Genomic DNA, 24,604 nt, shown 5'->3' with positions numbered 1-24,604 from the left:
ATTGTTAACCCCGCCTTAAAAAGGCAAATAATAAAATAGAAAAGAGATTTTACTTATGGCAGTTCAAATGGAATACGAAAAAGACGTTAAAGTACCAGCACTTGATGGTAAAAAAATCGCCGTAATCGGTTATGGTTCACAAGGTCATGCTCACGCACAAAACTTGCGTGATTCAGGTCACGATGTCATCATCGGTGTGCGTCCTGGTAAATCATTCGATAAAGCAAAAGAAGATGGATTTGAAGCTTACCCAGTTGCAGAAGCAACTAAATTGGCTGATGTCATCATGATCTTGGCACCAGACGAAATCCAAAAAGATATCTACAAAGATGAAATCGCTCCAAACTTGAGCGCTGGTAAAGCTCTTGGTTTTGCCCATGGTTTCAATATCCACTTTGGTTACATCAAAGCTCCTGAAGACGTAGATGTCTTCATGGTTGCACCAAAAGGACCAGGTCACTTGGTACGTCGTACTTACACTGAAGGATTTGGTGTACCAGCACTTTACGCTGTCTACCAAGATGCTACTGGTAACGCGAAAGACATCGCAATGGACTGGGCAAAAGGTGTTGGTTCAGCACGTGTTGGTCTCCTTTCAACAACCTTCAAAGAAGAAACAGAAGAAGATTTGTTTGGTGAACAAGCTGTTCTTATGGGTGGTTTGACAAGCTTGATCGAAGCTGGATTTGAAGTTTTGACAGAAGCTGGTTATGCACCTGAATTGGCTTACTTCGAAGTCCTTCATGAAATGAAATTGATCGTTGACTTGATCTACGAAGGTGGCTTCAAGAAAATGCGTCAATCATGTTCAAATACTGCAGAATTTGGTGATTTTGTAACTGGTCCTCGTGTTATCGGTCCAGAAGTAAAAGAAAACATGAAAGCTGCCCTTGCTGATATCCAATCAGGTAAATTTGCACGTGAATTCGTTGAAGACCACGATGCTGGTTTCCCACGTTTGAAAGCCTTCCGCAAACAAGCTGAAGAACTTGAAATTGAAAAAGTTGGTGCTGAATTGCGTAAAGCAATGCCATTCGTTGGTCAAAACGACGATGACGCCTTCAAAATCTACAACTAATTGTCTGTAGAAGACTAAGCAAGTTGGGACACCCTAGCTTGCTTTTTTGATCAATACACAGCAACAGAGGTATGAAATGATAACAGCAAAAGATGTGGCCAAGGCCCATAAAATATTAAGTGGAGTCGTTGTCAATACGCCCCTTGAATACGACCACTATTTATCTGAAAAATATGGGGCAAAGATTTATTTGAAAAAAGAAAACGCCCAACGTGTTCGTTCGTTTAAGATTCGTGGAGCGTATTTTGCAATTTCTCAACTCTCGAAAGAAGAGCGTGAGCGTGGGGTAGTGTGTGCTTCTGCGGGAAACCATGCGCAAGGGGTTGCTTATACTTGTAATGAAATGAAGATTCCAGCAACCATCTTCATGCCGATCACAACACCGCAACAAAAGATCGGCCAAGTCCGATTCTTTGGTGGGGATTACGTAACTATTAAGTTGGTGGGGGATACCTTTGACGCGTCAGCTAAGGCAGCTCAAGAATTTACTCTTGCAGAAAAACGAACCTTTATTGACCCGTTTGATGATCCACACGTACAGGCTGGCCAAGGAACAGTGGCCTATGAAATTCTTGAGGAAGCTCGAAAAGAATCGATTGCCTTTGATGCTGTCCTTGTTCCTGTTGGTGGAGGAGGCCTCATTTCAGGTGTTTCTACCTATATCAAAGAAACGGAGCCTCGGATTGAGGTCATTGGGGTAGAGGCTGAAGGAGCCCGCTCCATGAAGGCTGCTTTTGAAGCAGGTGGTCCCGTCAAATTACCAGAAATCGATAAGTTTGCAGACGGGATTGCTGTGCAAAAAGTGGGACAATTGACTTATGAAGTGACCCGCCAGCATGTGGAAACTTTGGTTGGAGTCGATGAAGGCTTGATTTCAGAGACCTTGATTGATCTTTATTCCAAACAAGGGATCGTAGCTGAACCAGCAGGAGCAGCTAGTGTGGCCTCCCTTGAAATCTTGCGCGAATACATCAAGGGGAAAACCATTTGTTGTATTATCTCAGGTGGGAATAATGACATCAACCGTATGCCTGAGATGGAAGAACGGGCTTTGATCTACGATGGAGTAAAACACTACTTTATCGTCAACTTCCCACAACGTCCAGGAGCTCTTCGCGAATTTGTAAATGATATCTTAGGACCAAATGATGATATCACACGTTTTGAATACATCAAGCGTGCTAGTAAGGGGACTGGCCCTGTCTTGATTGGGGTTACTTTGGCCAATAAACATGACTATGCAGGCTTGGTCAACCGTATCGAGCGTTTTGATCCGTCTTTCATTAACTTGAACGGAAATGAAACACTCTATAATATGCTGGTCTGAGTATCATGCAGAAATAATCGATTATTTAAGCAATATATTTTTATGGAATATATTGCTTTTTTATGAAGACTTGTGATATGATATGCGTAAATTAAAAGGAGGAACTTTTTATGTCTGGATTTTTTATCTTTATTTTATTCTTGCTAATGGTTGCAGGATTCATTGTGATTAGCTCACTATATGTGGTCAAGCAACAATCAGTTGCCATCATCGAGCGTTTCGGACGTTATCAAAAAATTAGCGATAGTGGCATTCATATGAGAGCGCCTTTTGGCATCGATAAAATTGCAGCACGAGTTCAATTGCGCGTCTTGCAGAGTGAGATCGTGGTTGAAACAAAAACTCAGGATAACGTATTCGTTACCATGAATGTGGCGACGCAATACCGAGTGAACGAAAGCAACGTAAAGGATGCCTACTACAAACTCATGCGTCCAGAATCACAGATTAAATCATACATTGAAGATGCTTTGCGTTCTTCTGTGCCTAAGTTGACCTTGGATGAATTATTTGAGAAAAAAGATGAAATCGCTCTTGAAGTTCAAAAACAAGTAGCAGAAGAAATGTCAACTTATGGATATATTATTGTTAAAACCTTGATCACCAAAGTTGAGCCAGATGCCGAAGTGAAACAATCCATGAACGAGATCAATGCAGCGCAAAGAAAACGCGTGGCAGCTCAGGAATTGGCAGAAGCAGACAAGATTAAGATCGTTACCGCTGCCGAAGCAGAGGCGGAAAAAGACCGTTTGCACGGGGTTGGTATTGCCGAGCAACGGAAGGCCATTGTCGATGGATTGGCAGACTCTATTAAAGAGTTAAAAGGTGCGAATGTAGACTTGACCGAAGAGCAAATCATGTCTATTCTCTTAACCAACCAGTACTTAGATACCTTAAATAATTTTGCGGATAAAGAAGGGAATAATACGATTTTCCTACCAGCAAACCCAGATGGTGTCGAAAACATTCGTACACAAATATTATCTGCCTTGAAAGCAAAGTAAACTTTTTATCATTTTTTAAAAAAGGTTCGTATTTTCAGCGATTTTAGTTGACAAAATGTGCAAAAAAATTTATATTAGTATTGGAAATAATAATATAGGAGAAAGATCATGGCTAAATCGAACTTTGAAAAAGTAGAATCAGTTGTTGGATGGGTACGTGATAAGAAAATTACTGGGTATCGTATCAGCAAAGAAACAAATGCCCGTGAAATGTCTATCATTGCCTTGGCTCAAGGACGTGCAAAAGTGAAGAATATCTCGTTTGAAACTGCACTTGGATTGATTGATTTTTATGACAAAAATCATCAAAAATTCGAAGATTAATTTGTTGTTCCAATTGAAAACCAGAGAGTTTGCTCTCTGGTTTTTTTCGATGCCTCAAAAGCAGAAGCGGTACAAAAAAACAGCTTGCGTCCATACTGGTAAGCAAACTGTTTCAAGAAATTAATGTAAGAAGCGTTGAAGGAATTCCTTGGTCCGTTCTTCTTTTGGATTGCTAAAGATTTCTTTTGGATCTCCTTGCTCAGCGATGACACCCTTGTCCATGAAGATGACCCGGCTAGAGACATCGCGGGCAAATTCCATTTCGTGGGTGACGACAATCATGGTGAGTCCTTCTTTTGCAAGGTCCTGCATGATTTTCAAGACTTCCCCAACCATTTCTGGGTCTAGGGCAGAAGTTGGTTCATCGAAGAGAATGGCATCAGGATCCATTGAGAGGGCACGTGCGATGGCGACCCGTTGCTTTTGACCACCTGAAAGTTGTTTCGGACGGGCAGCCCAATATTGAGATCCCATACCGACTTTTTCAAGGTTTTCTTTGGCAACTTTCTCTGCAGTTTCACGATCACGCTTGAGGACGGTCGTTTGTGCAACGATGGTATTTTCCAAGACGTTTAAATTTTCGAAGAGATTAAAACTTTGGAAAACCATCCCCAATTTCTCACGGTAGTGGGTAAGATCATACTCAGGATCAAGAACATTTTGCCCACGATAGAGAATCTCTCCAGCTGTAGGAGTCTCCAGAAGATTGATGGAGCGAAGGAAGGTTGATTTTCCGCTACCAGAGCTCCCGATGATGGAGATCACCTCTCCTTTTTCAACCGTAAGGGAAATATCTTTCAAAACCTCATTTTGACCATAAGATTTTTTTAAATGTTGGATTTCAAGAATTTTTTCTGCCATTATTTCACCTCATTGACTTGCATTTGATTGGCACCTGTAGTATAAGTATCAGAATCTAAGCGACGTTCGATGTAGCGAAGGATTCGTGTGATAGTAAAGGTGAGAACGAAGTAAATCACAGCGATGATCGTAAAGGTTGGGAAGTATTTGAAGTTCTGTGTTGCAACCGTATTTCCTGTGAAGTACAGTTCAACTACAGAGATAACATTCAAAACAGATGTATCCTTGATGTTAATAACAAATTCATTCCCTGTTGCTGGCAAGATATTGCGAACAACCTGTGGAAGGACGACCTTGCGCATGGTTTGTCCATGGGTCATTCCCAGTGCCGTAGCTGCTTCAAATTGCCCCTTATCCACAGCGTAGATCCCACCACGAACAATTTCACTCATGTAGGCACCTGTGTTGATAGATACGATGACGATGGCAGCGAGAGTCCGGTCGATTGAAATACCAAAGGCTTGAGCTGTTCCGTAGTAAATAACCATAGATTGTACAATCATAGGTGTCCCACGGAAGATTTCAATATAGACGTTCAAGAACCAACCAAAGGCAGTTTGGAATCCAGCAAGGACTTTATTTTTTGCTTTTGGAGCCGTCCGGTAAACTCCAATCAATAACCCAATAATCAAACCAGCAATTGTCCCAGTCATAGAAATCAAGAGGGTCATTCCGGTTCCACGTAAGAACTGTGGACTACTTTCTTTTAAGATGTTTACAACTTGGTCAAAGAACGATTCTTTACTCTCAGTAGTATCTGTTGAAACAGGTTGTTTTGTCACCATGTCGTCCATTAGTTTGACCTGTTCTTTAGTGGGAATGTTTGCTAAAGCAGCATTGACTTTGTCAATCCGGCTATCACCTTTTTTCATACCGATAGCGATCGCGGCATCTTCTTCGCCAACTTTAAAACCATTTTTGAATTGAATCATTTTAAAATTTGAATTGGCAGATTCAGCTGTCAATGCTTCGGGACGTTCTGAAACATAGGCATCGATGACACCAGATTCTAAAGCTTGGCGCATTTGGGCAAAGTCGCCCATAGCAGTTACTTTTTTAGAACCTTTTAGTTGTGAAATAAGATTATATAGGTAGACACCTTGTTGAGAGGTGACCTTTGCATCTTTAAAGTCATCTAAGGTAGTAGCATTTGCATATTTTCCATCTTTGCGAACGAGCATAACTGGCTCGCTGGTATAGTAGCTGTTAGAGAAAGCTATTTCTTTTTTTCGTTCTGCGGTAGGACTCATCCCTGCAATGATCATATCAATTTTTCCAGATGATAAAGCTGGGATTAATCCATTCCAAGATGTTTTGACAATTAGTGGTTTTTTTCCAAGTTTCTCTGCTACCTTTTTGGCGATTTGAACATCATATCCATTGGCATATTGATTCGTACCATCAATCTTAACAGCCCCATTTGAATCGTCTTTTTGAGTCCAGTTAAAAGGTGCATAGGCAGCCTCCATACCAATGCGCAGATAACCCTCTTCTTTTACAGGGTGAGTGATCGCCAGAAAAATTAACAGAAAAGTTACTATTCCGACAAAGACCCCAATGATTGTTTTTTTCATGTTTTCTCCTCTTCCTTATTTTAACTTCTCCTATTGTACAGTAAAAAAGGCTGCATTTCAAACATGGTCCTCTTTTTATTTAAAAAATGCTATAATAATACAAAGGAGCGTGATCAAATGAAAAAGTATTTGTATGTTTTTTTCGCCTTTCTGGCCTGCCTTTTTGTCAGTCAGAATGTCCATGCATCTAGTCCATCTTATGATGTACTTTACTATGGTGGAACCTTGACCTTGGACACCTGGGACGACGCCACCTATGAGGAAGAACTGGTTTATTATTTCAAAGATTCTTATAGAGGGCAGTATGTTAGCCTAGGAACTGCGGGCAACATGCCACAAGGCTTTGCAATTGAGATACCGCCAAAGGTTGAGGTGGAAGGTCGTGATCTTCAAAGAGAACCCGAGATTACGAATCTAGGTGATGGCTACCGAGTGAAAATTTATAACAGTGGTGTAGCGACAGATACTGTCAAAATTAAAGTTACATGGAAATTAAAAAATCTCCTCTATTCACACAAGGATATCTTGGAGTTGAACTGGAAACCGATCACAGATGGTGATCAGAAGGTGGATGAAGTTCAGTTTCGTGTCATCCCTAAGTTTGCACCAGCTAATGCCCAATCGGAACTGTATATCCATACAGCCTTTATGGGACCGGATGTGACTGTAAAGAAAGAAGATGGAATCTATTCTGCCACCTTCTATAACCTAGGCAAAGGAAAGGCTGTGGAGTTGTATGGTTACTGGTTGAAGTCAGACCTAACTACTTTGTATGATTCTGGTCGAAATACAGGATTGACCAAATTGGATGAATTTCACAAGAACCAAGCTAAAATTGAACAGGAAAAATACTGGACACGCATGTTTTGGAACTGGATCTTGCCAGCCTTCATTATTGCACTCTGGCTTCTTTCTCTCTTGGGTCGCAATCGGTTCAAAAAAATGATTTGGCCTGGTGTGACCTATCCGACCGATACTCGTCTTTATGAAATTCCACAGGATATTGCACCTCTTGTCATGAGCTCGGTTGTTTATTCAGCTGAATTAGACGAGGCCTCCCCGACTAATAAAGAGAAGGCGACTCCGCCGGTGTTTACATTTGAAAAAATGCTTCAAGCTACTTTGCTGGATCTGATGGACCGTGGAGTGATTGTCTACGAGCAACAAGGAAATGAAGTCGTTTTGACGAGAAAGTCTCATGGACATGTGGATGATTTTGAACGCTCCTTTATGAATATGGCTTTTGGGGATCAAGTTTCCTGTCCTGTTAACCGTCTCTTTGAGAATTATAAATTTAGTGATGATGTATACAAACATGCCAAAAAAGCAGATCAAGATGCCATTCGTTCACTAGGAAGTTGGGCTCAGGGCCGCTTTGATACGGCTGTCAACCAAGTGGCCCGAGATGTTCATCGCAAGGTGGAAGATCTCCATTTGCCAAGCTACTATCGCCCTTTAGAAGCAAAAGAAGAAGCGCAAGCTAGACGAAGTCTCTTCTTTGGTTGGGCTGCTTGGTTTATCGCTCTTGGAGCAGAAATCTTTGCTATCTTTGGGATGGGGTGGTTCTCTGTTCCTTGTTTGATAGGGATCCTCATACTTTGGTTTATGCCAGTGCGCTTCAATGGTGTCTTTAAAGCCTGCCTACGAGATGGGGTTGTCAATCTTGCGGGTGCTGAGCAACGCTATTACTGGGATAGTTTTGGTCGGATGATGAAAGGGATTGCCCACCTCAACGATGCAGAGTTGCAGTCTCTGGTCCTATGGAATCGCTTATTGGTCTATGCGGCCTTGTATGGTGTAGCTGATCAGGTCACAAAGGTCATGAAGCTTCGGAATATTCATTTAGAAAATCAAGCCTTAAACGCCTTCGTTTATACTCCGTTCTATCATGATGTGACCCACTCAAGTCATGCCATGTCTACTTATGGATCGACAGCATCGACAGCTAGTCATTTCACAGTTTCCTCTGGTAGTGGAGGAGGTTTCTCCGGTGGTGGAGGCGGAGGAGGCTTTGGTGCCTTCTAAGCAGCGCTGAGAATGGTATTGGTCGCTCTTTCCCTTCTAGTTTAGAAGGCCTGGTCCAGTCCATAGATTTATGATATAATAGAGCAAATGTAAGTTTAGGAGAAAAAGATGTTTCTGATCGAATTAATCAAGGCGGTTCTTTTTGGGATTGTCGAGGGGATTACAGAATGGTTACCGATCTCAAGTACAGGTCACTTGATTCTGTTACAGGATTTTGTGCAGTTTAAAAATCAAGATCCGGCCTTTATGGAGATGTTCAATGTCGTGATCCAATTGGGTGCAATCCTAGCGGTTGTGGTGATTTATTTCGATAAATTATATCCCTTCAAACCTGGTAAATCTCCACTAGAAGTACGTCGAACTTGGCAATTATGGGCAAAAGTTGCGGTTGCAACCCTCCCACTTGTCTTTGTTTTTAAATTAGATGATTGGTTTGAGGCGCATTTCCACAATTCGATTTCCGTTGCGATTATGTTGATCACCTACGGGATTGCCTTTATCTATCTGGAAAGACGGGAACAAGTTGAGCCAGCAGTAACGGAATTGCATAAGCTACCTTATCGAACAGCTCTTTATATCGGACTCTTCCAAGTTTTATCGCTATTTCCAGGAACAAGCCGTTCAGGTGCTACGATTGTAGGTGGCTTGATCAATGGTGTTAGCCGTCCAGTAGTGACAGAATTTACCTTTTATTTGGGGATCCCAGCTATGTTTGGGGCTAGCCTCTTAAAGGTTGGAAAATTCGCTCTTGGAGGGCATTCACTAGCACTGGGGCAACTCTTTATTCTACTGGTAGCGATGGGAGTGGCCTTTGTGGTCAGCATGTACGCCATCCGCTTCTTGACAGATTATGTGAAAAATCATGATTTCACCGTCTTTGGGAAATACCGGATCGTTCTTGGTTCCGTCTTGTTATTGTACGGACTCTTCCGTGTTATTTTCTAAGAGAAGGCTTGAACTCGATCAAATTATTTTCGAGGTTGGAGACTTTTGTCCCGACCTCTTTTCTATGCATCCTTTTTTTGAATTCTATCCAATTTTTTAGTATAATAGTAAGACTAGAAGTATGAGGTTATGCTATGAAGATGAAGCAAATTAGTGATTCAACAATTAAGATCACGATTCAACTAGAAGACTTAGAAGAACGTGGGATGGAAATTGCTGATTTTCTTGTCCCACAAGAAAAAACAGAAGAATTTTTCTACGCCATTTTGGATGAACTCGAAATGCCAGAAAGCTTCCTGGATAGCGGGATGCTGAGTTTTCGTGTGACGCCAAAACCAGATAAATTGGATGTTTTTGTTACCAAATCCAAAATTGACCAACAATTGGATTTTGAAGATTTGTCAGATCTTCCTGATATGGAAGAGTTGTCGCGCATGACGCCAGATGAATTTATCAAAACCTTGGAAAAAACGATCTCTGATAAGACAAAAGGGGATGCAGAAGCCATTCACCATTTGGAACAAGAAGAGTTGCGGGACAATCGAGAACAAGATCCGACACCTGAATCCCCAGTGACTCAGTATATTTATTACATTTTGCGTTTTTCAAATATCCAACAAGCAGTTGCCTTTTCAAAAACGGTGACTTACCCAGTAGATACCTCTGAATTGTACAAGATGGGGTCGGAATATTATTTGACAGTGCTAATTGATACAGAGAATCAGCCTATCCAATATCCTACTTGGTTACTCGCAACTATTCGAGAGTATGCGGATGATTCAGAAGTGACACGGGCAGTTTTACAGGAGCATGGGTATTTATTGATGGTATCAGGTGCGATAGAGAATTTAAAGAAAGTTGCTAGTTTATGATGTCCTTTTCTCTGCAATTTATTCTGATATTGATCGGGACCTTTTTGATTGCGCTTGTGTTGACGCCTTTGGTTCGTTTATTATCATTTAAAATCGGTGCAGTTGATTACCCTAATGCTCGACGAATCAATACCAAGCCCATGCCAAGTGCTGGTGGATTATCTATTGTAATCGCCTTTTCGATCGCAACCTTAGTATTCATTCCTATGCTGACATCTAATGCTGCACCAATCAAAAGTTATCTCTCTTATACCTTGCCGGTTGTAGGTGCAGGATGGATCATTGCTCTTACAGGCTTGATCGATGATGTGAAAGAATTGTCAGCCAAAAAGAAGATGATTGGCATTCTTCTTGCAGCGAGTATAGTCTGGTTTTTGACCGATTTCAGGCTGAATGATTTCAAGATTCCCTTTGGTGGTCCTTTGCTTCATTTTGATCCGTGGTTATCATATCTTTTAACAGTGATTTGGATCATTTCTATTACCAATGCGGTCAATTTGATTGATGGATTAGATGGTTTGGTGAGTGGTGTATCCATTATTTCTCTAGTGACAATGGGGATTGTTTCCTATTTCTTTCTGCCAGTTCCAAATCTCTTCTTGACCATGACCATTTTTGTTTTAGTTGCAGCAATCGCTGGATTTTTCCCCTTTAACTACCATCCAGCCATTCTTTATCTGGGAGACACCGGTGCTCTGTTTATCGGATTTATGATTTCTGTCTTGTCTTTGCAAGGATTGAAAAATGCGACAGCTGTTGCGGTAGTCACGCCAATGATTATCCTCGGAGTTCCGATTACAGATACCTTTTTAGCCATTATCCGTCGGACTTTGTCTGGTCAAAAATTTTACAAACCGGATCGCAATCACCTACATCACCGTCTGCTTTCTTTAGGCTTGACGCACCGAGGGACAGTACTTGTGATCTATGGGATCTCGATGATCTTTTCCTTGATTTCTCTACTGCTCAATATTTCAAGTCGAATTGGGGGCATTTTGCTCGTGATAGGACTTTTGTTTGGAGTGGAGTTGTTAGCAGAATTGATCGGGGTTCTGGGGCCAAGCCACAGTCCCTTATTAAATGTCCTACGTTACATTGGAAATTTTTCTTACCGTGAAGAAGTGCGACAGAAACGGAAAAAACGAACTAAATAAGAATAGTTCTAATCAAAAGAAAAGCCAATTAGGCTTTTTTTTGATATACTTGAAAGGTAAAAAATACTTTGTGATGAAGAAGTCCTCTTTTTGAGGCTTTAAAACTTCAGGGCAAAAAGAAAGGGAATGCAATGTCGACATTAGAAATTAAAGACCTTCACGTTGAAATTGAAGGCAAAGAAATTTTAAAAGGTGTAAACCTGACCCTAAAAACTGGTGAGATCGCAGCCATCATGGGACCAAACGGAACAGGGAAATCTACTCTGTCAGCTGCCATTATGGGAAATCCGAATTATGAAGTAACCAAAGGGGAGATTCTCTTTGATGGTGTCAACATCTTGGAATTGGAAGTAGACGAACGTGCACGGATGGGCTTGTTCCTTGCTATGCAGTACCCTTCAGAAATCCCAGGAATTACCAATGCAGAATTTTTACGTGCAGCCATGAATGCTGGTAAAGAAGAGGACGAGAAGATCTCTATTCGTGATTTCATCAAAAAATTGGATGAAAAGATGGAACTGCTCAACATGAAAGAAGAAATGGCAGAACGCTATTTGAACGAAGGCTTCTCTGGTGGTGAGAAAAAACGCAATGAAATCCTTCAATTGTTGATGTTGGAGCCAACATTTGCCCTTTTGGACGAAATTGACTCTGGTTTGGATATCGATGCACTTAAGGTCGTATCTAAAGGGGTTAATGCAATGCGGGGTGAAGGTTTTGGAGCGATGATCATTACCCACTACCAACGTTTGTTGAACTATATTACTCCTGACGTTGTTCATGTGATGATGGAAGGTCGTGTCGTGCTTTCAGGTGGACCAGAATTGGCTGCACGCTTGGAACGTGAAGGATATGCCCAACTCGCAGAAGAACTCGGTTACGACTATAAAGAAGAACTATAACCTGATGACAAGTGATCTAATGTTGTCATAAAATCAAACAGATAGTATCTTTATTAGGAGAAAAAAATGAGTATTGAAAATATTACCCTCTTTTCGGAACTGCATGCTGAGCCAAGCTGGCTGCAAGATTTACGAAAAAAAGCTTTTGACAAGATCGATCAGTTGGAATTGCCAGCCATTGAGCGTGTCAAATTCCACCGCTGGAATCTTGGAGATGGGACGATCACAGAAAGCGAGGCTTCTGCCAATGTTCCCGATTTTACAGCCCTCGATTCAAACTTAAAATTGGTTCAAGTTGGAACTCAAACTGTATTTGAACAGGTGCCACAAGCCTTGGCAGACCAAGGAGTTCTTTTTACAGATTTCCATACTGCCCTAGAAGAAATTCCTCAGGTAGTGGAAGACTACTTTATGTCTTCGGTTAAATACGACGATGATAAACTAGCAGCATACCACACGGCTTATTTTAATAGTGGGGCTGTGCTATATGTTCCAGATAACGTCGAAATTTCAGAACCCATCGAAGGTATTTTCTACCAGGATAGCGACAGTGATGTACCTTTTAATAAGCACATTTTGATTATCGCAGGCAAAAACAGCAAGTTTAGCTATTTGGAACGCCTAGAATCAAAAGGTGAAGGCTCAGCAACAGCAACTGCGAATGTGACGGTTGAGGTGATCGCCCGCTCAGGTGCCCAAGTGAAATTTGCGGCGATTGACCGTCTGGGTGAAAATGTCACAGCTTACATCAGTCGACGTGGGAAACTAGGTCAGGATGCCAGCATTGATTGGGCTATCGGTGTTATGAACGAAGGTAACGTGGTTGCAGACTTTGACAGTGACTTGGTTGGAAACGGAAGTCATGCAGATTTGAAAGTCGTTGCTTTATCAAGCGGTCGTCAGGTTCAAGGAATTGACACCCGCGTGACCAACTTTGGTTGCAACTCGATCGGAAATATCTTGCAACACGGGGTTATTCTTGAAAAAGGAACCTTGACCTTCAACGGAATTGGTCATATTATCAAGGGGGCTAAAGGAGCAGATGCTCAGCAAGAAAGCCGTGTCTTAATGTTATCGGATCAAGCTCGTTCAGATGCCAACCCAATCCTCTTGATTGATGAAAATGATGTCACAGCTGGCCATGCTGCATCGATCGGTCAAGTGGACCCAGAAGATATGTATTACCTCATGAGTCGTGGTCTGGATCAACACACAGCAGAACGCTTAGTGGTGCGTGGTTTCTTGGGATCTGTGATTGTTGAAATCCCAGTTAAAGAAGTACGTGATGAAATGATTGCCACCATTGAAGAAAAGTTATCTCAACGCTAAGGAGAAACAATGCTAGATAAAAATACGATTGCTCAAGACTTTCCCATTCTCGATCAACTAGTTCACGATGAGCCTTTGGTTTATCTAGATAATGCAGCGACGACGCAAAAACCTAACCGTGTTCTTGAAGCCGTTAATCACTATTATTTGCAAGATAACGCCAATGTTCATCGTGGAGTCCATACTTTGGCTGAACGAGCGACAGCAGCCTATGAGGCAGCGCGTGAGAAAGTCAGAAAATTTATCAATGCTTCATCAACCAAGGAGGTGCTCTTTACAAGAGGGACAACGACTGGACTCAACTGGGTAGCCCGCTATGCAGAAGAAGTCCTAAAGGAAGGGGATGAAGTCCTGATTTCCATCATGGAACATCACTCCAACATCATTCCTTGGCAACAAGCCTGCAAGAAGACAGGAGCAAAACTGGTCTATGTCTATCTAAAAGATGGCTTGCTGGATATGCAGGACTTAAAGAGCAAGCTTAGTGAGAAGACAAAATTTGTCTCCATCACCCATGCTTCGAATGTCTTAGGGGTGGTCAATCCGATCAAGGAAATTGCTCGATTAGCTCATGAAGTTGGAGCGATCATGGTCGTAGATGGGGCTCAATCAACCCCTCATATGGCCATTGATGTACAAGGCTTAGATGCGGATTTCTTTGCTTTTTCTGGCCATAAGATGGCTGCACCAACAGGGATTGGTGTCCTCTATGGGAAGGAAGAAATCTTAGAGCAAATGTCTCCGATCGAGTTTGGGGGCGAGATGATTGACTTTGTTTATGAACAATCTGCCTCTTGGAAGGAATTGCCTTGGAAATTTGAAGCTGGAACACCTAATATGGCGGGTGCAATTGGACTTGGTGCAGCAATCGATTATTTAGAGGAGTTGGGAATGGACCAGGTAGAAGCGCATGAGCAAGAATTGATTGCCTATGTGTTTCCAAAATTACAGGCTATCGAAGGCTTGACCATCTATGGTTCCCAAGACTTAGCCCAACGTTCTGGCGTCATTTCCTTCAATCTAGGAGATCTCCATCCGCATGACTTAGCAACAGCATTAGATTATGAAGGGATTGCTGTTCGTGCAGGTCACCACTGTGCACAACCGCTCCTTCAATACCTACAAGTTCCAGCGACAACGAGAGCAAGTTTTTATATCTACAACACCAAAGCGGACTGTGATAAATTAATTGAGGCATTGATCAAAGCAAAGGAGTTTTTCAATGGCACTTTCTAAATTAGATTCGCTGTACATGGCGGTCGTAGCCGATCATTCAAAACACCCCCATCATCAAGGGCAGATTGAAGATGTTGATCAGATCCAACTCAACAATCCAACTTGTGGAGATGTGATCCAGTTAAGTGTGAAATTTGATGAGAATGACAGGGTGGAAGATATCGCCTTTGTTAATTCAGGTTGTACGATCTCAACAGCTTCAGCTAGTATGATGACAGATGCTGTAATGGGAAAAACAAAAGAGGAAGTCGAAGAATTGGCACAGGTCTTTTCAGAAATGGTCCAAGGCCAGTCAGATCCTCGCCAAGAGGAATTGGGAGACGCAGCCTTCTTATCTGGAGTCTCAAAATTCCCACAACGGATTAAATGTGCGACCCTCTCCTGGAATGCTCTCAAAAAAGCGATCGAACGTAGCAAATAATTAAAAGAAGAAACAGAGAAAGAAAGGAAATTATGGCTGAAGAAAGAGTCGAACCGAAACCAATTGATCTCGGTGAATATAAATTTGGATTTCACGATGACGTTCAACCCATTCTCTCTACCGGGAAGGGATTGAATGAAGCGGTTATTCGTGAATTGTCTGCAGCAAAAAATGAACCAGAATGGATGCTCGAATTCCGTTTGAAATCTTTTGAAACCTTCAAAAAGATGCCCATGCAAACCTGGGGAGCCGATCTATCAGAAATTGACTTTGATGATTTGATCTATTATCAAAAACCTTCGGATAAACCTGCCCGTTCATGGGACGAAGTCCCAGAGAAAATCAAGGAAACCTTTGAGCGTATCGGGATTCCTGAAGCGGAACGTGCTTACTTAGCGGGGGCTTCTGCTCAGTATGAATCAGAAGTGGTTTACCACAATATGAAAGAAGAGTTTGAAAAGTTGGGGATTATCTTTACCGATACGGATTCTGCCCTAAAAGAATATCCAGACCTTTTCAAACAGTATTTTGCGAAGTTAGTACCACCAACGGACAACAAATTGGCTGCCCTTAACTCAGCAGTCTGGTCTGGTGGAACCTTCATTTATGTACCAAAAGGTGTAAAAGTAGACGTCCCACTTCAAACTTACTTCCGTATCAACAATGAAAATACAGGTCAGTTTGAGCGCACTTTGATTATTGTGGATGAGGGAGCAAGTGTCCACTATGTAGAAGGCTGTACAGCGCCGACCTACTCAAGCAATAGCCTCCATGCAGCGATTGTTGAGATCTTTGCCTTGGATGGTGCTTATATGCGCTACACGACTATCCAAAACTGGTCTGACAATGTCTATAACTTGGTCACCAAGCGGGCCAAAGCCCAAAAAGATGCTACAGTTGAGTGGATCGATGGAAACCTAGGTGCGAAGACAACCATGAAGTACCCATCTGTTTATCTAGATGGAGAAGGAGCGCGCGGGACCATGTTGTCCATTGCCTTTGCGAATGCAGGTCAACACCAAGATACAGGTGCCAAGATGATCCACAATGCACCTCACACTAGCTCGTCTATCGTATCTAAATCCATCGCGAAAGGTGGCGGAAAGGTAGACTACCGTGGACAAGTTACCTTTAACAAAAATTCCAAGAAATCAGTTTCTCACATCGAGTGTGACACCATTATCATGGATGATTTATCTGCATCAGATACGATTCCATTTAATGAAATCCACAACTCACAAGTTGCTTTGGAGCACGAAGCCAAGGTTTCAAAAATCTCAGAAGAACAACTGTATTATTTGATGAGTCGTGGTTTGTCTGAATCAGAAGCGACAGAAATGATTGTCATGGGATTTGTAGAGCCCTTTACAAAAGAACTTCCAATGGAATACGCCGTTGAGTTAAACCGACTCATTAGCTACGAAATGGAAGGATCTGTAGGATAATTCGTTTTAATAGCAAAATAAAATCACAATGGATTTGACTCCATTGTGATTTTTTTGCTTATAGCTTTTCGTTGACATAACGAACAAATTCATTCCACCAAACCTTTAAGAAAAAGCTTTTCTCAATGGTTCTTCCCGATACCATATCGACCGTTGGCTCTTGATCTTCTAAGTAGCCACGTCCGATTTTATCTGGATCAGTGTAGTGTAATTTTCCAAGATTTGTGCCTGATTTGACAGGTGCTCGGAATGATTCTTGGTCACTCTTGAATTGAATTTTTGGTTCTGCTTGACTACCTTGTTTTTCAACGATATAGAAGTCTTTTTTTGCAACAGCTAAAACAGTCTCGGATTTCCCATCCATGACAGTTGCCTTACTTTTTCCGTAGGGATCTCCTTCTTTAACGACAATGGAAGAAACAAAGGTCCGTACCACGTAGTTCATCAGAGAAGAAGTAGCCACAAAGCGTGCATAGGGATCACCGTCAACTGCCTCAACTCCTAGGACAACCGTGATCATATGGATGCCATTTTGCGTCGTCGATGCAGCAAAGGTGATGCCACCTTTTGTAGAGTTGCTGACCCGAAGGCCGTCGACTCCCGAACGGTAATTCGGCATGCCTTCTAGCATCAGATTGGGGTTTTCAATCTGCGTGTTTGAAAAAAGAGCAGTGGGCTTTGAAGTATATTTGGTCACTTCAGGAAAATCCTGGAGTAAGTGCTTGGCAATAACAGCAATATCATAAGCACTCAATTGATTTTCGTCTTCTTTCCCTCCAGGATCTCCACTGATGGTTTGAGTATTTAATCCGGTAGCATTGATTAAATGAGGAGATTGAATGCCCCATTCAGCAAGTTTTTGCTTCATTTTTTCAACGAAGCTTTTCTCAGAGCCACCCACTTTCTCAGCTAAGGCCAAGGCAGCAGTGCTAGAATTTCCAACTAAAAGAGCAGTCAATAACTGTTCAACTGTATATTGGTTCGCTTCCATAGGAAGAGTACCAGCACCTTCGATATCATTTAAGGCTAGAGCTTTCTCAGACAGTTTGATAGGATCTTTTAGAGAAAGTTTTTTTTCATGAATGGCTTCGAAAATCAGATAAGTGGTCAAGAGTGTAGATAGTCCCCCCACATCTCGCTTTTTCTCTGAATCCTTTTCATATAAGATTTTACCTGTATCAGCTTCAACAGCAATAGCACTTTGAGCAGGAAGATCTAGATCGTCTGCTAGAACGACATGATAAGGTAAACTGCATAACAGCAGGATGAAGGTTAAAAAAGAAAGAAAGAATTTTTTCACAGTTGTTTCCTCGTTGCTTAGTCCACTCTATTGTATCATACAAATGATTAATGGAAAATCGTAAAATCATCAATTAGGCTAAAAAGTCAATCATAGCAAGGTTTTTGGATGGTGTTGAAGCAAATATTCAGAAAATTTAGTTTACTTTTTTTTCTACTTGTGATATAATCTTAAACAAATCTAAAAAAACTATTGGAGAATTCCTATGAAAAAAGGTAAAGTATTCGCAGTTGCCGGAGTAACACTCCTTGCAGCTGGATTGTTAGCTGCATGTTCTAGTTCAAATACTAGCAAAGCAAGCTCAGGCGAAGACAAAAACTATGGTTATGTCTACACTTCAGATCCAACAACTTTGGACTATACAATTTCTTCTAAAGCTGCTACCCATGACATCACTACAAATGTGGTAGACGGTTTGTTAGAAAATGATAAATACGGTAACCTTGTACCTTCACTTGCGGAAGACTGGTCTGTTTCTAAAGACGGTTTGACTTATACCTACAAGATTCGTAAAGGTGTCAAATGGTATGATGCGGATGGTGAGGAACACGGCGAAGTGACTGCCAAAGACTTCGTGACTGGTTTGAAACACGCTGCTGATAAAAAATCAGAAGAACTTCCACTAGTTCAAGGCTCAATCAAAGGCTTGGATGATTATGTACAAGGAAAAACTACAGACTTCAGCCAAGTTGGTGTCAAAGCGGTTGATGATTACACACTTCAATACACATTGAACAAACCTGAAACTTTCTGGAACTCTAAAACGACTAACGGAATTTTGTTCCCAATAAGCACAGAGTTCTTGAAGAGTAAGGGAGATGATTTTGGTCAACCAAACGATGTGAAGTCAATCCTTGCAAACGGACCTTTCCTTCTTAAATCAATCACTTCAAAATCATCTGTTGTATTTGAAAAGAATGACAACTACTGGGATAAGAAAAACGTTCACCTGAAAGAAGTAAAATATACTTATTACGATGGATCAGACCAAGATTCATTGGCACGTGGATTCTCTGATGGTGCTTATACAAAAGCTCGCCTTTTCCCTGCAAGTTCAAACTTTGCAACTGTAGAGAAAAAATATAAAGACGATATCTTTACTACACCAGCAGGATCAGGTGTAGCAGTTCTTGGCTTTAACCTTGATCGTCAATCTTACAAACACACTGCTAAGAAATCCGATGCTGAAAAATCTTCTACTAAGAAAGCAATTTTGAACAAAGATTTCCGTCAGGCCGTCACTTTTGCCTTGAACCGTGAAAGCTACTCAGCACAAGTCAATGGTAAAGAATTTGCTAAACCAGCTATCCGTAATACATATGTTGCACCTGCATTCGTACAAGTAGATGGAAAAGACTTCGGAAATGTAGTTGCAGATAAGTTGACTACTTATGGAGACCAATGGAAGGGTATCAACCTTGCAGATGGTCAAGATGGTCTTTACAACAAAGATAAAGCGAAAGCACAACTTGAAAAAGCCAAAGCTGAACTTCAAAAAGATGGTGTTCAATTCCCAATTCATATTGATGTACCGGTAGCACAAAATTCTACAAACTTTGTTTCACGGATGCAATCTCTGAAACAAACTGTGGAAGATACTCTTGGTAAAGACAATGTCGTTCTTGATCTTCAAATGATGGACTCAGACGAAGTGTTGAATATTACTTTGAATGTGCCATCAGCTGCAGACGCAGACTGGGATCTTCAAGGAATGGTAGGATGGAACCCAGACTATGATGATCCATCAACTTACCTTGATACTCTTCAACCAGCTTCTGAGGACCAAACAAAAGTTTACCTTGGTTTTGCAGGTGGTGTAGATAACCCATCAGCAAAAGCTGTAGGTTTGGATGAGTTTGCAAAACTTCTTGACGATGCAAACAACGAAACACAAGATGTTGTGAAACGTTATGAAAAATACGCAGCAGCTCAAGCTTGGTTGACAGATAGTGCGATTGTTATTCCAACGATGTCAAGTACAGGTGCTGCAACAGTTGTTTCTAAGGTAGTTCCATTCTCTGAACCATCATCACAAACAGGTAACAAAGGTTCAACATACTTGAAATACGTTGAAGTTCAAGATGAGCCGGTTACTAAGAAACAATACGATGAAGCCCTTAAGAAATGGCAAAAAGAAAAAGCTGAGTCAAACAAAAAAGCTCAACAAGATCTTGAAAAACACGTTAAATAATTAAATTATTGATTTTCATTAGAACTTTCTCTTCTAGGGGAGAAAGTTCTTTTGGACATTAAAGGAATGAAATATGAAAAAATATGTTTTTATGCGTATTTTGCGTTCGTTAGTGTCGATCTTTCTCGTCACGACATTAACCTACATGATTATCTATACGCTAACACCGAGAAATCTCATCTTTAAAAATGACCCCAACTACAATAAAGTAGCGAAGACAAAAGATTCGAAGATCAACTACGAAAATACTGTCTACGATCGCATGGGTTATTTGGAATACATGGATTCAAAGAGCTTGCAACAAAAAGCAAGTAAAGAAGATTCTTCCGTAACGGTTGATGCGACAAATGCCAATGAAAAGATCTACAAAAAATATATTGAAAAATTAGGTCATGGTTGGCAGTTGAAACGTTTCCCGGAAAGTAAGTCTTTCTATGCGGTGCGTGAAATTCCGGTTTTTGAACGTGTCATCAGCTTCTATGCGAATTTGATTCAGTTTGATCATCCAGGTTGGGTGAAAGATGCCTCAAATCCAAACCTCAAACGCTATATCCGTATTGAAAATGATCCATCTATTGGTTGGTCAGTAGTAGGTTCTGGTACGAAACACAAATACCTCTTGTACTTTAATGGTCAATTCCCATATGTACACCAAAACTTTGTAACCTTAAACCTTGGAAATTCATATCCAACTTATTCAAATACCCCTGTTCTTCAAGTTATTACCCAAGGACAAGGAACGACTAAGAAGAGTGAAGTGAACTTCCCAACAGGTAAAAAGACATCTTCCATCGATATCTACTCACGTACCTACAAATCACCAAGTAAGGCAGACTCACAAGACATCAGTCGATTTGGTAAAGGGGACGCTTATACAGCAACGTTGAGCAACTATGAGAATCCATCCATGATTGCATCTTCTTCAATCATTGGTTTGATTGGTATTGCGATTGCTTACTTGATTGCGATCCCATTAGGGTCTTACATGGCTCTGTTCAAGAACTCATGGTTTGATAGCATCTCAACAGCAACCTTGACATTTATGATGTCTCTTCCAACTATTGCCCTTGTTTACATTGTGCGTCTAGCAGGTTCATTTGTTGGACTTCCAGACTCATTCCCAGTACTTGGAGCACAGGATTGGCGTTCATATGTATTGCCATCTCTGATTCTTGGTTTGTTGAGTGCGCCATTTATCGCAGTTTGGATTCGTCGTTACATGATCGATATCCACTCGCAAGATTTCGTCCGTTTTGCTCGTTCAAAAGGATTGTCAGAACGTGAGATCTCAAGAAAACACATCTTCAAAAATGCGATGGTTCCATTGGTATCTGGTATTCCAGGTTCTATCATTGGAGTTATCTCAGGTGCAACACTTACTGAAACAGTCTTCGCTTTCCCAGGTATGGGTAAAATGTTGATTGACTCTATTAAAGCATCAAACAACACCATGGTCATCGGACTTGTCTTCATCTTCACATCACTTGGTATCTTTGCTGCCATGTTAGGTGATATCTTGATGACAGTGCTTGATCCACGGATTAAATTAACGAATACGAAAGGAGGCAAATAATGGCTACAATCGATAAAAATAAATTTCAGTTTGTAAAACGCGATGACTTTGCCTCTGAAGTAATCGATGCTCCAGCGTATTCATACTGGAAATCTGTATTCAGACAATTCTTGAAAAAAAGAACCACGATCATTATGCTTGCTATTTTGATTGGGATTCTCTTGATGAGTTTTGTCTACCCGATGTTTTCAAATTTTGATTACAACGACGTAAGTAAGGTAAATGACTTTTCAGCACGTTTGAATCCACCAAGTGGGAAAGCACTATTTGGTACAGATAATAACGGTAAATCCCTCTTTGATGGAGTTTGGTTTGGTGCTCGGAATTCAATTATCATTTCCTTCATCGCCACTGTTATTAACGTGGTTGTCGGAGTCATCGTAGGTGGAATTTGGGGGATCTCAAAATCTATCGACCGTATCATGATGGAAGTTTATAACGTTATTTCAAACATTCCATTTATGTTGATCGTTATCGTCTTGACTTACTCAATGGGATCTGGTTTCTGGAACTTGATTCTTGCCATGTCCTTAACCGGATGGATCGGAATTGCTTATACCATTCGTGTCCAAATCATGCGTTACCGTGATTTGGAGTACAACCTTGCCAGCCGAACATTAGGAACACCAACGTTGAAAATTGTTACGAAAAACATTTTGCCTCAATTGGTATCTGTTATCGTGACACAAACATCACAGTTGCTTCCAAGCTTTATTTCTTACGAAGCCTTCCTTTCCTTCTTCGGACTTGGTCTTCCAATCACAGTTCCAAGTTTGGGACGGTTGATTTCTGACTATTCTCAAAACGTAACTACAAATGCTTACCTATTCTGGATTCCGCTTACTGTTTTGATTTTAGTATCCTTGTCATTCTTTATCGTCGGACAAAACTTGGCCGATGCCAGCGACCCACGTACACATAGATAGGAGGAGTAGATATGACATCAAATAACAATATTATTTTATCTGCTCAAGATATCGTAGTGGAATTTGACGTGCGCGATCGCGTACTGACAGCTATTCGTGGCGTATCGCTTGAGCTAGTAGAAGGTGAAGTTCTTGCCTTGGTTGGTGAGTCCGGTTCAGGGAAATCAGTTTTGACAAAAACGTTCACCGGAATGTTAGAAGATAACGGCCGTATTGCCCAAGGTTCGATTAAATACCGTGGTCAAGAATTGACAGACTTGAAATCGAATAAAGATTGGGAAAATATTCGTGGATCTAAGATCGCTACAATTTTCCAAGACCCAATGACAAGTTTGGACCCAATCAACACAATTGGATCACAAATTACAGAAGTCATTATCAAACACCAAGGGAAAACAGCTAAAGAAGCCAAAGAAATGGCTTTGGACTATATGGAGAAAGTTGGAATTCCAGATGCTGAACGTCGTTTTGATGAGTATCCATTCCAATATTCAGGTGGGATGCGTCAACGGATCGTTATTGCCATCGCCTTGGCCTGCCGTCCAGATATTTTAATCTGTGACGAACCAACAACAGCCCTTGACGTAACCATTCAAGCGCAAATCATTGATTTGTTGAAATCCCTTCAAAAAGAATACCAATTTACAGTTATCTTTATCACCCACGACTTAGGTGTGGTTGCAAGTATTGCAGATAAAGTAGCCGTTATGTATGCTGGAGAAATTGTTGAGTTTGGTAAAGTAGAAGAAATTTTCTACGATCCAAAACATCCATACACATGGAGCTTGCTTTCAAGCTTGCCTCAATTGTCAACCTCAGATGGTGATCTTTACTCTATTCCAGGGACTCCGCCATCATTGTATGCTCCAATCAAAGGAGATGCCTTCGCACTTCGTTCAGACTATGCAATGCAGATTGATTTTGAAGAAGAGGCACCTGCTTTCAAAGTAACCGATACTCACTGGGCGAAGACATGGTTGCTCCATCCAGATGCACCAACAGTTCATAAACCAGAAGTAATCGAAAACCTTCACGAAAAGATTGGCTCAAAAATGGGCTTCACTCACATTACAGAATAGGAGGAAGGAAATGACTGAAAAATTAGTTGAAATTAAAGATTTAGAAATTTCCTTCGGTGAAGGAAGTAAAAAATTCGTTGCTGTAAAAAACGCCAACTTTTTCATTAATAAGGGAGAAACGTTCTCTCTTGTTGGTGAATCAGGAAGTGGGAAGACAACAATTGGACGTGCGATCATCGGTTTGAATGATACAAGTGCTGGAGAAATTATTTATGACGGTCGCAAGATCAACGGAAAAAAATCTCATAGTGAAAAATCAGAGTTGATCCGTAAGATTCAAATGATCTTCCAAGACCCAGCAGCAAGTTTGAATGAACGTGCAACAGTTGATTATATTATCTCTGAAGGTTTGATCAACCACCATTTGTTTAACAGTGAAGAAGAACGTCAGGAAAAAGTAAAAAATATTATGCATGAAGTTGGACTTCTTGCAGAACATTTGACACGTTACCCTCACGAATTCTCAGGTGGTCAACGTCAACGGATCGGTATTGCCCGTGCACTTGTCATGGAACCAGAATTTGTCATTGCGGATGAACCAATCTCAGCTCTTGACGTTTCAGTACGTGCGCAAGTTTTGAACCTTTTGAAAAAATTCCAAAGAGAATTAGGCTTGACCTACCTCTTTATCGCCCATGACTTGTCAGTTGTACGCTTCATTTCTGACCGTATTGCAGTTATCTATAAAGGGGTTATTGTAGAAGTGGCAGAAACTGAAGAGCTATTTAACCACCCAATCCATCCATACACACAATCCCTACTTTCAGCAGTCCCAATTCCAGATCCAATTCTAGAACGTAAAAAAGTTCTAAAAATCTATGATCCAGAACAACATGATTACTCTGAAGATAAACCACAAATGGTTGAAATTAAACCAGGTCATTATGTATGGGCTAACAAAGCTGAAGAAAACAAATACAGACAAGAATATAAATAGAGAGGATTCCCTCTCTATTTTATTTTTTTCAAAAAAACTTTCAAAAAAATAAAAAAATTTTTAAAAAAGTGTTGACAGTAAGGTGAGGTCATGATATACTA

Annotated in this window: 21 protein-coding genes; 18 read left to right on the top strand and 3 right to left on the bottom strand. The window is 41.0% G+C overall.

All coding sequences use genetic code 11. The annotated features are described in order from the left end of the window. Positions 1-55 precede the first annotated feature (55 nt). The 4 genes from ilvC to HMPREF2926_RS08915 all read left to right on the top strand — a co-directional run bounded on the left by ilvC (position 56) and on the right by HMPREF2926_RS08915 (position 3,733). Entirely contained in the window at positions 56-1,078 is a 1,023-nt protein-coding gene (gene ilvC, locus HMPREF2926_RS08930) for a ketol-acid reductoisomerase (RefSeq protein ID WP_070587451.1), read from the top strand. 76 nt (positions 1,079-1,154) lie between these two features. After that, the gene (gene ilvA, locus HMPREF2926_RS08925; RefSeq protein WP_049488677.1) at positions 1,155-2,405 is read left to right on the top strand and encodes a threonine ammonia-lyase IlvA; all 1,251 of its coding nucleotides are present in this window, start codon (positions 1,155-1,157) and stop codon (positions 2,403-2,405) included. A 110-nt stretch (positions 2,406-2,515) separates the two neighbouring features. Further along, the gene (locus HMPREF2926_RS08920; protein WP_031576451.1) at positions 2,516-3,409 is read left to right on the top strand and encodes an SPFH domain-containing protein; all 894 of its coding nucleotides are present in this window, start codon (positions 2,516-2,518) and stop codon (positions 3,407-3,409) included. Between the two features lie 108 nt (positions 3,410-3,517). Continuing rightward, positions 3,518-3,733 (top strand): capsule biosynthesis transcriptional regulator, encoded by a 216-nt coding sequence (locus tag HMPREF2926_RS08915; RefSeq protein WP_003004771.1) that lies wholly within the window; start codon positions 3,518-3,520, stop codon positions 3,731-3,733. Positions 3,734-3,853: 120 nt separating this feature from the next. On the opposite strand, the gene HMPREF2926_RS08910 is transcribed toward HMPREF2926_RS08915, so the two are convergent. Beyond that, positions 3,854-4,594, bottom strand: a complete 741-nt coding sequence (locus HMPREF2926_RS08910; protein WP_003010256.1) for an amino acid ABC transporter ATP-binding protein — start codon at positions 4,592-4,594, stop codon at positions 3,854-3,856. Continuing rightward, entirely contained in the window at positions 4,594-6,168 is a 1,575-nt protein-coding gene (locus HMPREF2926_RS08905) for an ABC transporter substrate-binding protein/permease (RefSeq protein ID WP_070587449.1), read from the bottom strand. Before HMPREF2926_RS08905 ends, HMPREF2926_RS08910 begins: the two co-directional genes overlap by 1 nt. 117 nt (positions 6,169-6,285) lie before the next feature. Between HMPREF2926_RS08905 and HMPREF2926_RS08900 the strand changes: the two genes are divergently transcribed. The 9 genes from HMPREF2926_RS08900 (at position 6,286) to sufB (ending at position 16,497) form a co-directional block, all read left to right on the top strand. Continuing rightward, positions 6,286-8,193 (top strand): DUF2207 domain-containing protein, encoded by a 1,908-nt coding sequence (locus tag HMPREF2926_RS08900; protein WP_070587446.1) that lies wholly within the window; start codon positions 6,286-6,288, stop codon positions 8,191-8,193. A gap of 108 nt (positions 8,194-8,301) precedes the next feature. Beyond that, a complete protein-coding gene (locus HMPREF2926_RS08895; protein WP_070587444.1) occupies positions 8,302-9,138 on the top strand; it encodes an undecaprenyl-diphosphate phosphatase in 837 nt (278 codons plus the stop codon). Positions 9,139-9,272: 134 nt separating this feature from the next. Further along, positions 9,273-10,010: an adaptor protein MecA gene (mecA, locus tag HMPREF2926_RS08890; RefSeq protein WP_070587441.1), complete on the top strand. Its 738-nt coding sequence runs from the start codon at positions 9,273-9,275 to the stop codon at positions 10,008-10,010. Next, entirely contained in the window at positions 10,007-11,164 is a 1,158-nt protein-coding gene (locus tag HMPREF2926_RS08885) for a glycosyltransferase family 4 protein (RefSeq protein WP_070587438.1), read from the top strand. Before mecA ends, HMPREF2926_RS08885 begins: the two co-directional genes overlap by 4 nt. Before the next feature lie 131 nt (positions 11,165-11,295). Beyond that, on the top strand, positions 11,296-12,066 hold the full coding sequence (sufC, locus tag HMPREF2926_RS08880) for a Fe-S cluster assembly ATPase SufC (RefSeq protein WP_003004238.1): 771 nt from the start codon (positions 11,296-11,298) through the stop codon (positions 12,064-12,066). A 66-nt stretch (positions 12,067-12,132) separates the two neighbouring features. Continuing rightward, positions 12,133-13,395: a Fe-S cluster assembly protein SufD gene (sufD, locus tag HMPREF2926_RS08875; RefSeq protein ID WP_003004052.1), complete on the top strand. Its 1,263-nt coding sequence runs from the start codon at positions 12,133-12,135 to the stop codon at positions 13,393-13,395. Positions 13,396-13,404: 9 nt separating this feature from the next. Next, entirely contained in the window at positions 13,405-14,631 is a 1,227-nt protein-coding gene (locus tag HMPREF2926_RS08870) for a cysteine desulfurase (protein ID WP_070587435.1), read from the top strand. Continuing rightward, positions 14,618-15,052, top strand: coding sequence for a Fe-S cluster assembly sulfur transfer protein SufU (gene sufU / locus HMPREF2926_RS08865; RefSeq protein WP_003010276.1), 435 nt, complete (start codon positions 14,618-14,620; stop codon positions 15,050-15,052). The genes HMPREF2926_RS08870 and sufU overlap by 14 nt, the downstream gene beginning before the upstream one ends. A gap of 32 nt (positions 15,053-15,084) precedes the next feature. Next, positions 15,085-16,497: a Fe-S cluster assembly protein SufB gene (gene sufB / locus HMPREF2926_RS08860; protein ID WP_003010279.1), complete on the top strand. Its 1,413-nt coding sequence runs from the start codon at positions 15,085-15,087 to the stop codon at positions 16,495-16,497. A gap of 58 nt (positions 16,498-16,555) precedes the next feature. Here the strand turns inward: sufB and HMPREF2926_RS08855 are convergent, their stop codons facing one another. Next, entirely contained in the window at positions 16,556-17,797 is a 1,242-nt protein-coding gene (locus tag HMPREF2926_RS08855; protein WP_049475085.1) for a serine hydrolase, read from the bottom strand. A 205-nt stretch (positions 17,798-18,002) separates the two neighbouring features. Between HMPREF2926_RS08855 and HMPREF2926_RS08850 the strand changes: the two genes are divergently transcribed. The 5 genes from HMPREF2926_RS08850 to HMPREF2926_RS08830 all read left to right on the top strand — a co-directional run bounded on the left by HMPREF2926_RS08850 (position 18,003) and on the right by HMPREF2926_RS08830 (position 24,503). Continuing rightward, positions 18,003-19,988, top strand: a complete 1,986-nt coding sequence (locus HMPREF2926_RS08850) for a peptide ABC transporter substrate-binding protein (protein WP_070465015.1) — start codon at positions 18,003-18,005, stop codon at positions 19,986-19,988. A gap of 73 nt (positions 19,989-20,061) precedes the next feature. Continuing rightward, positions 20,062-21,561 carry an ABC transporter permease gene (locus HMPREF2926_RS08845; protein WP_049475083.1) on the top strand — a complete coding sequence of 500 codons (1,500 nt, stop codon included), beginning with the start codon at positions 20,062-20,064 and terminating at the stop codon, positions 21,559-21,561. After that, the gene (gene oppC, locus HMPREF2926_RS08840) at positions 21,561-22,487 is read left to right on the top strand and encodes an oligopeptide ABC transporter permease OppC (RefSeq protein WP_049475082.1); all 927 of its coding nucleotides are present in this window, start codon (positions 21,561-21,563) and stop codon (positions 22,485-22,487) included. The genes HMPREF2926_RS08845 and oppC overlap by 1 nt, the downstream gene beginning before the upstream one ends. Positions 22,488-22,498: 11 nt before the next feature. After that, positions 22,499-23,566, top strand: coding sequence for an ABC transporter ATP-binding protein (locus HMPREF2926_RS08835; RefSeq protein ID WP_003004369.1), 1,068 nt, complete (start codon positions 22,499-22,501; stop codon positions 23,564-23,566). 10 nt (positions 23,567-23,576) lie between these two features. Continuing rightward, positions 23,577-24,503 (top strand): ATP-binding cassette domain-containing protein, encoded by a 927-nt coding sequence (locus HMPREF2926_RS08830; protein WP_070587433.1) that lies wholly within the window; start codon positions 23,577-23,579, stop codon positions 24,501-24,503. Positions 24,504-24,604 lie beyond the last annotated feature (101 nt).

It is taken from the genome of Streptococcus sp. HMSC078D09 (assembly GCF_001813675.1).
Lineage (GTDB): Bacteria > Bacillota > Bacilli > Lactobacillales > Streptococcaceae > Streptococcus.
The sequence above is the reverse complement of the archived record's forward strand: the minus strand, read 5'-3'. Positions and strand labels throughout refer to the sequence as shown.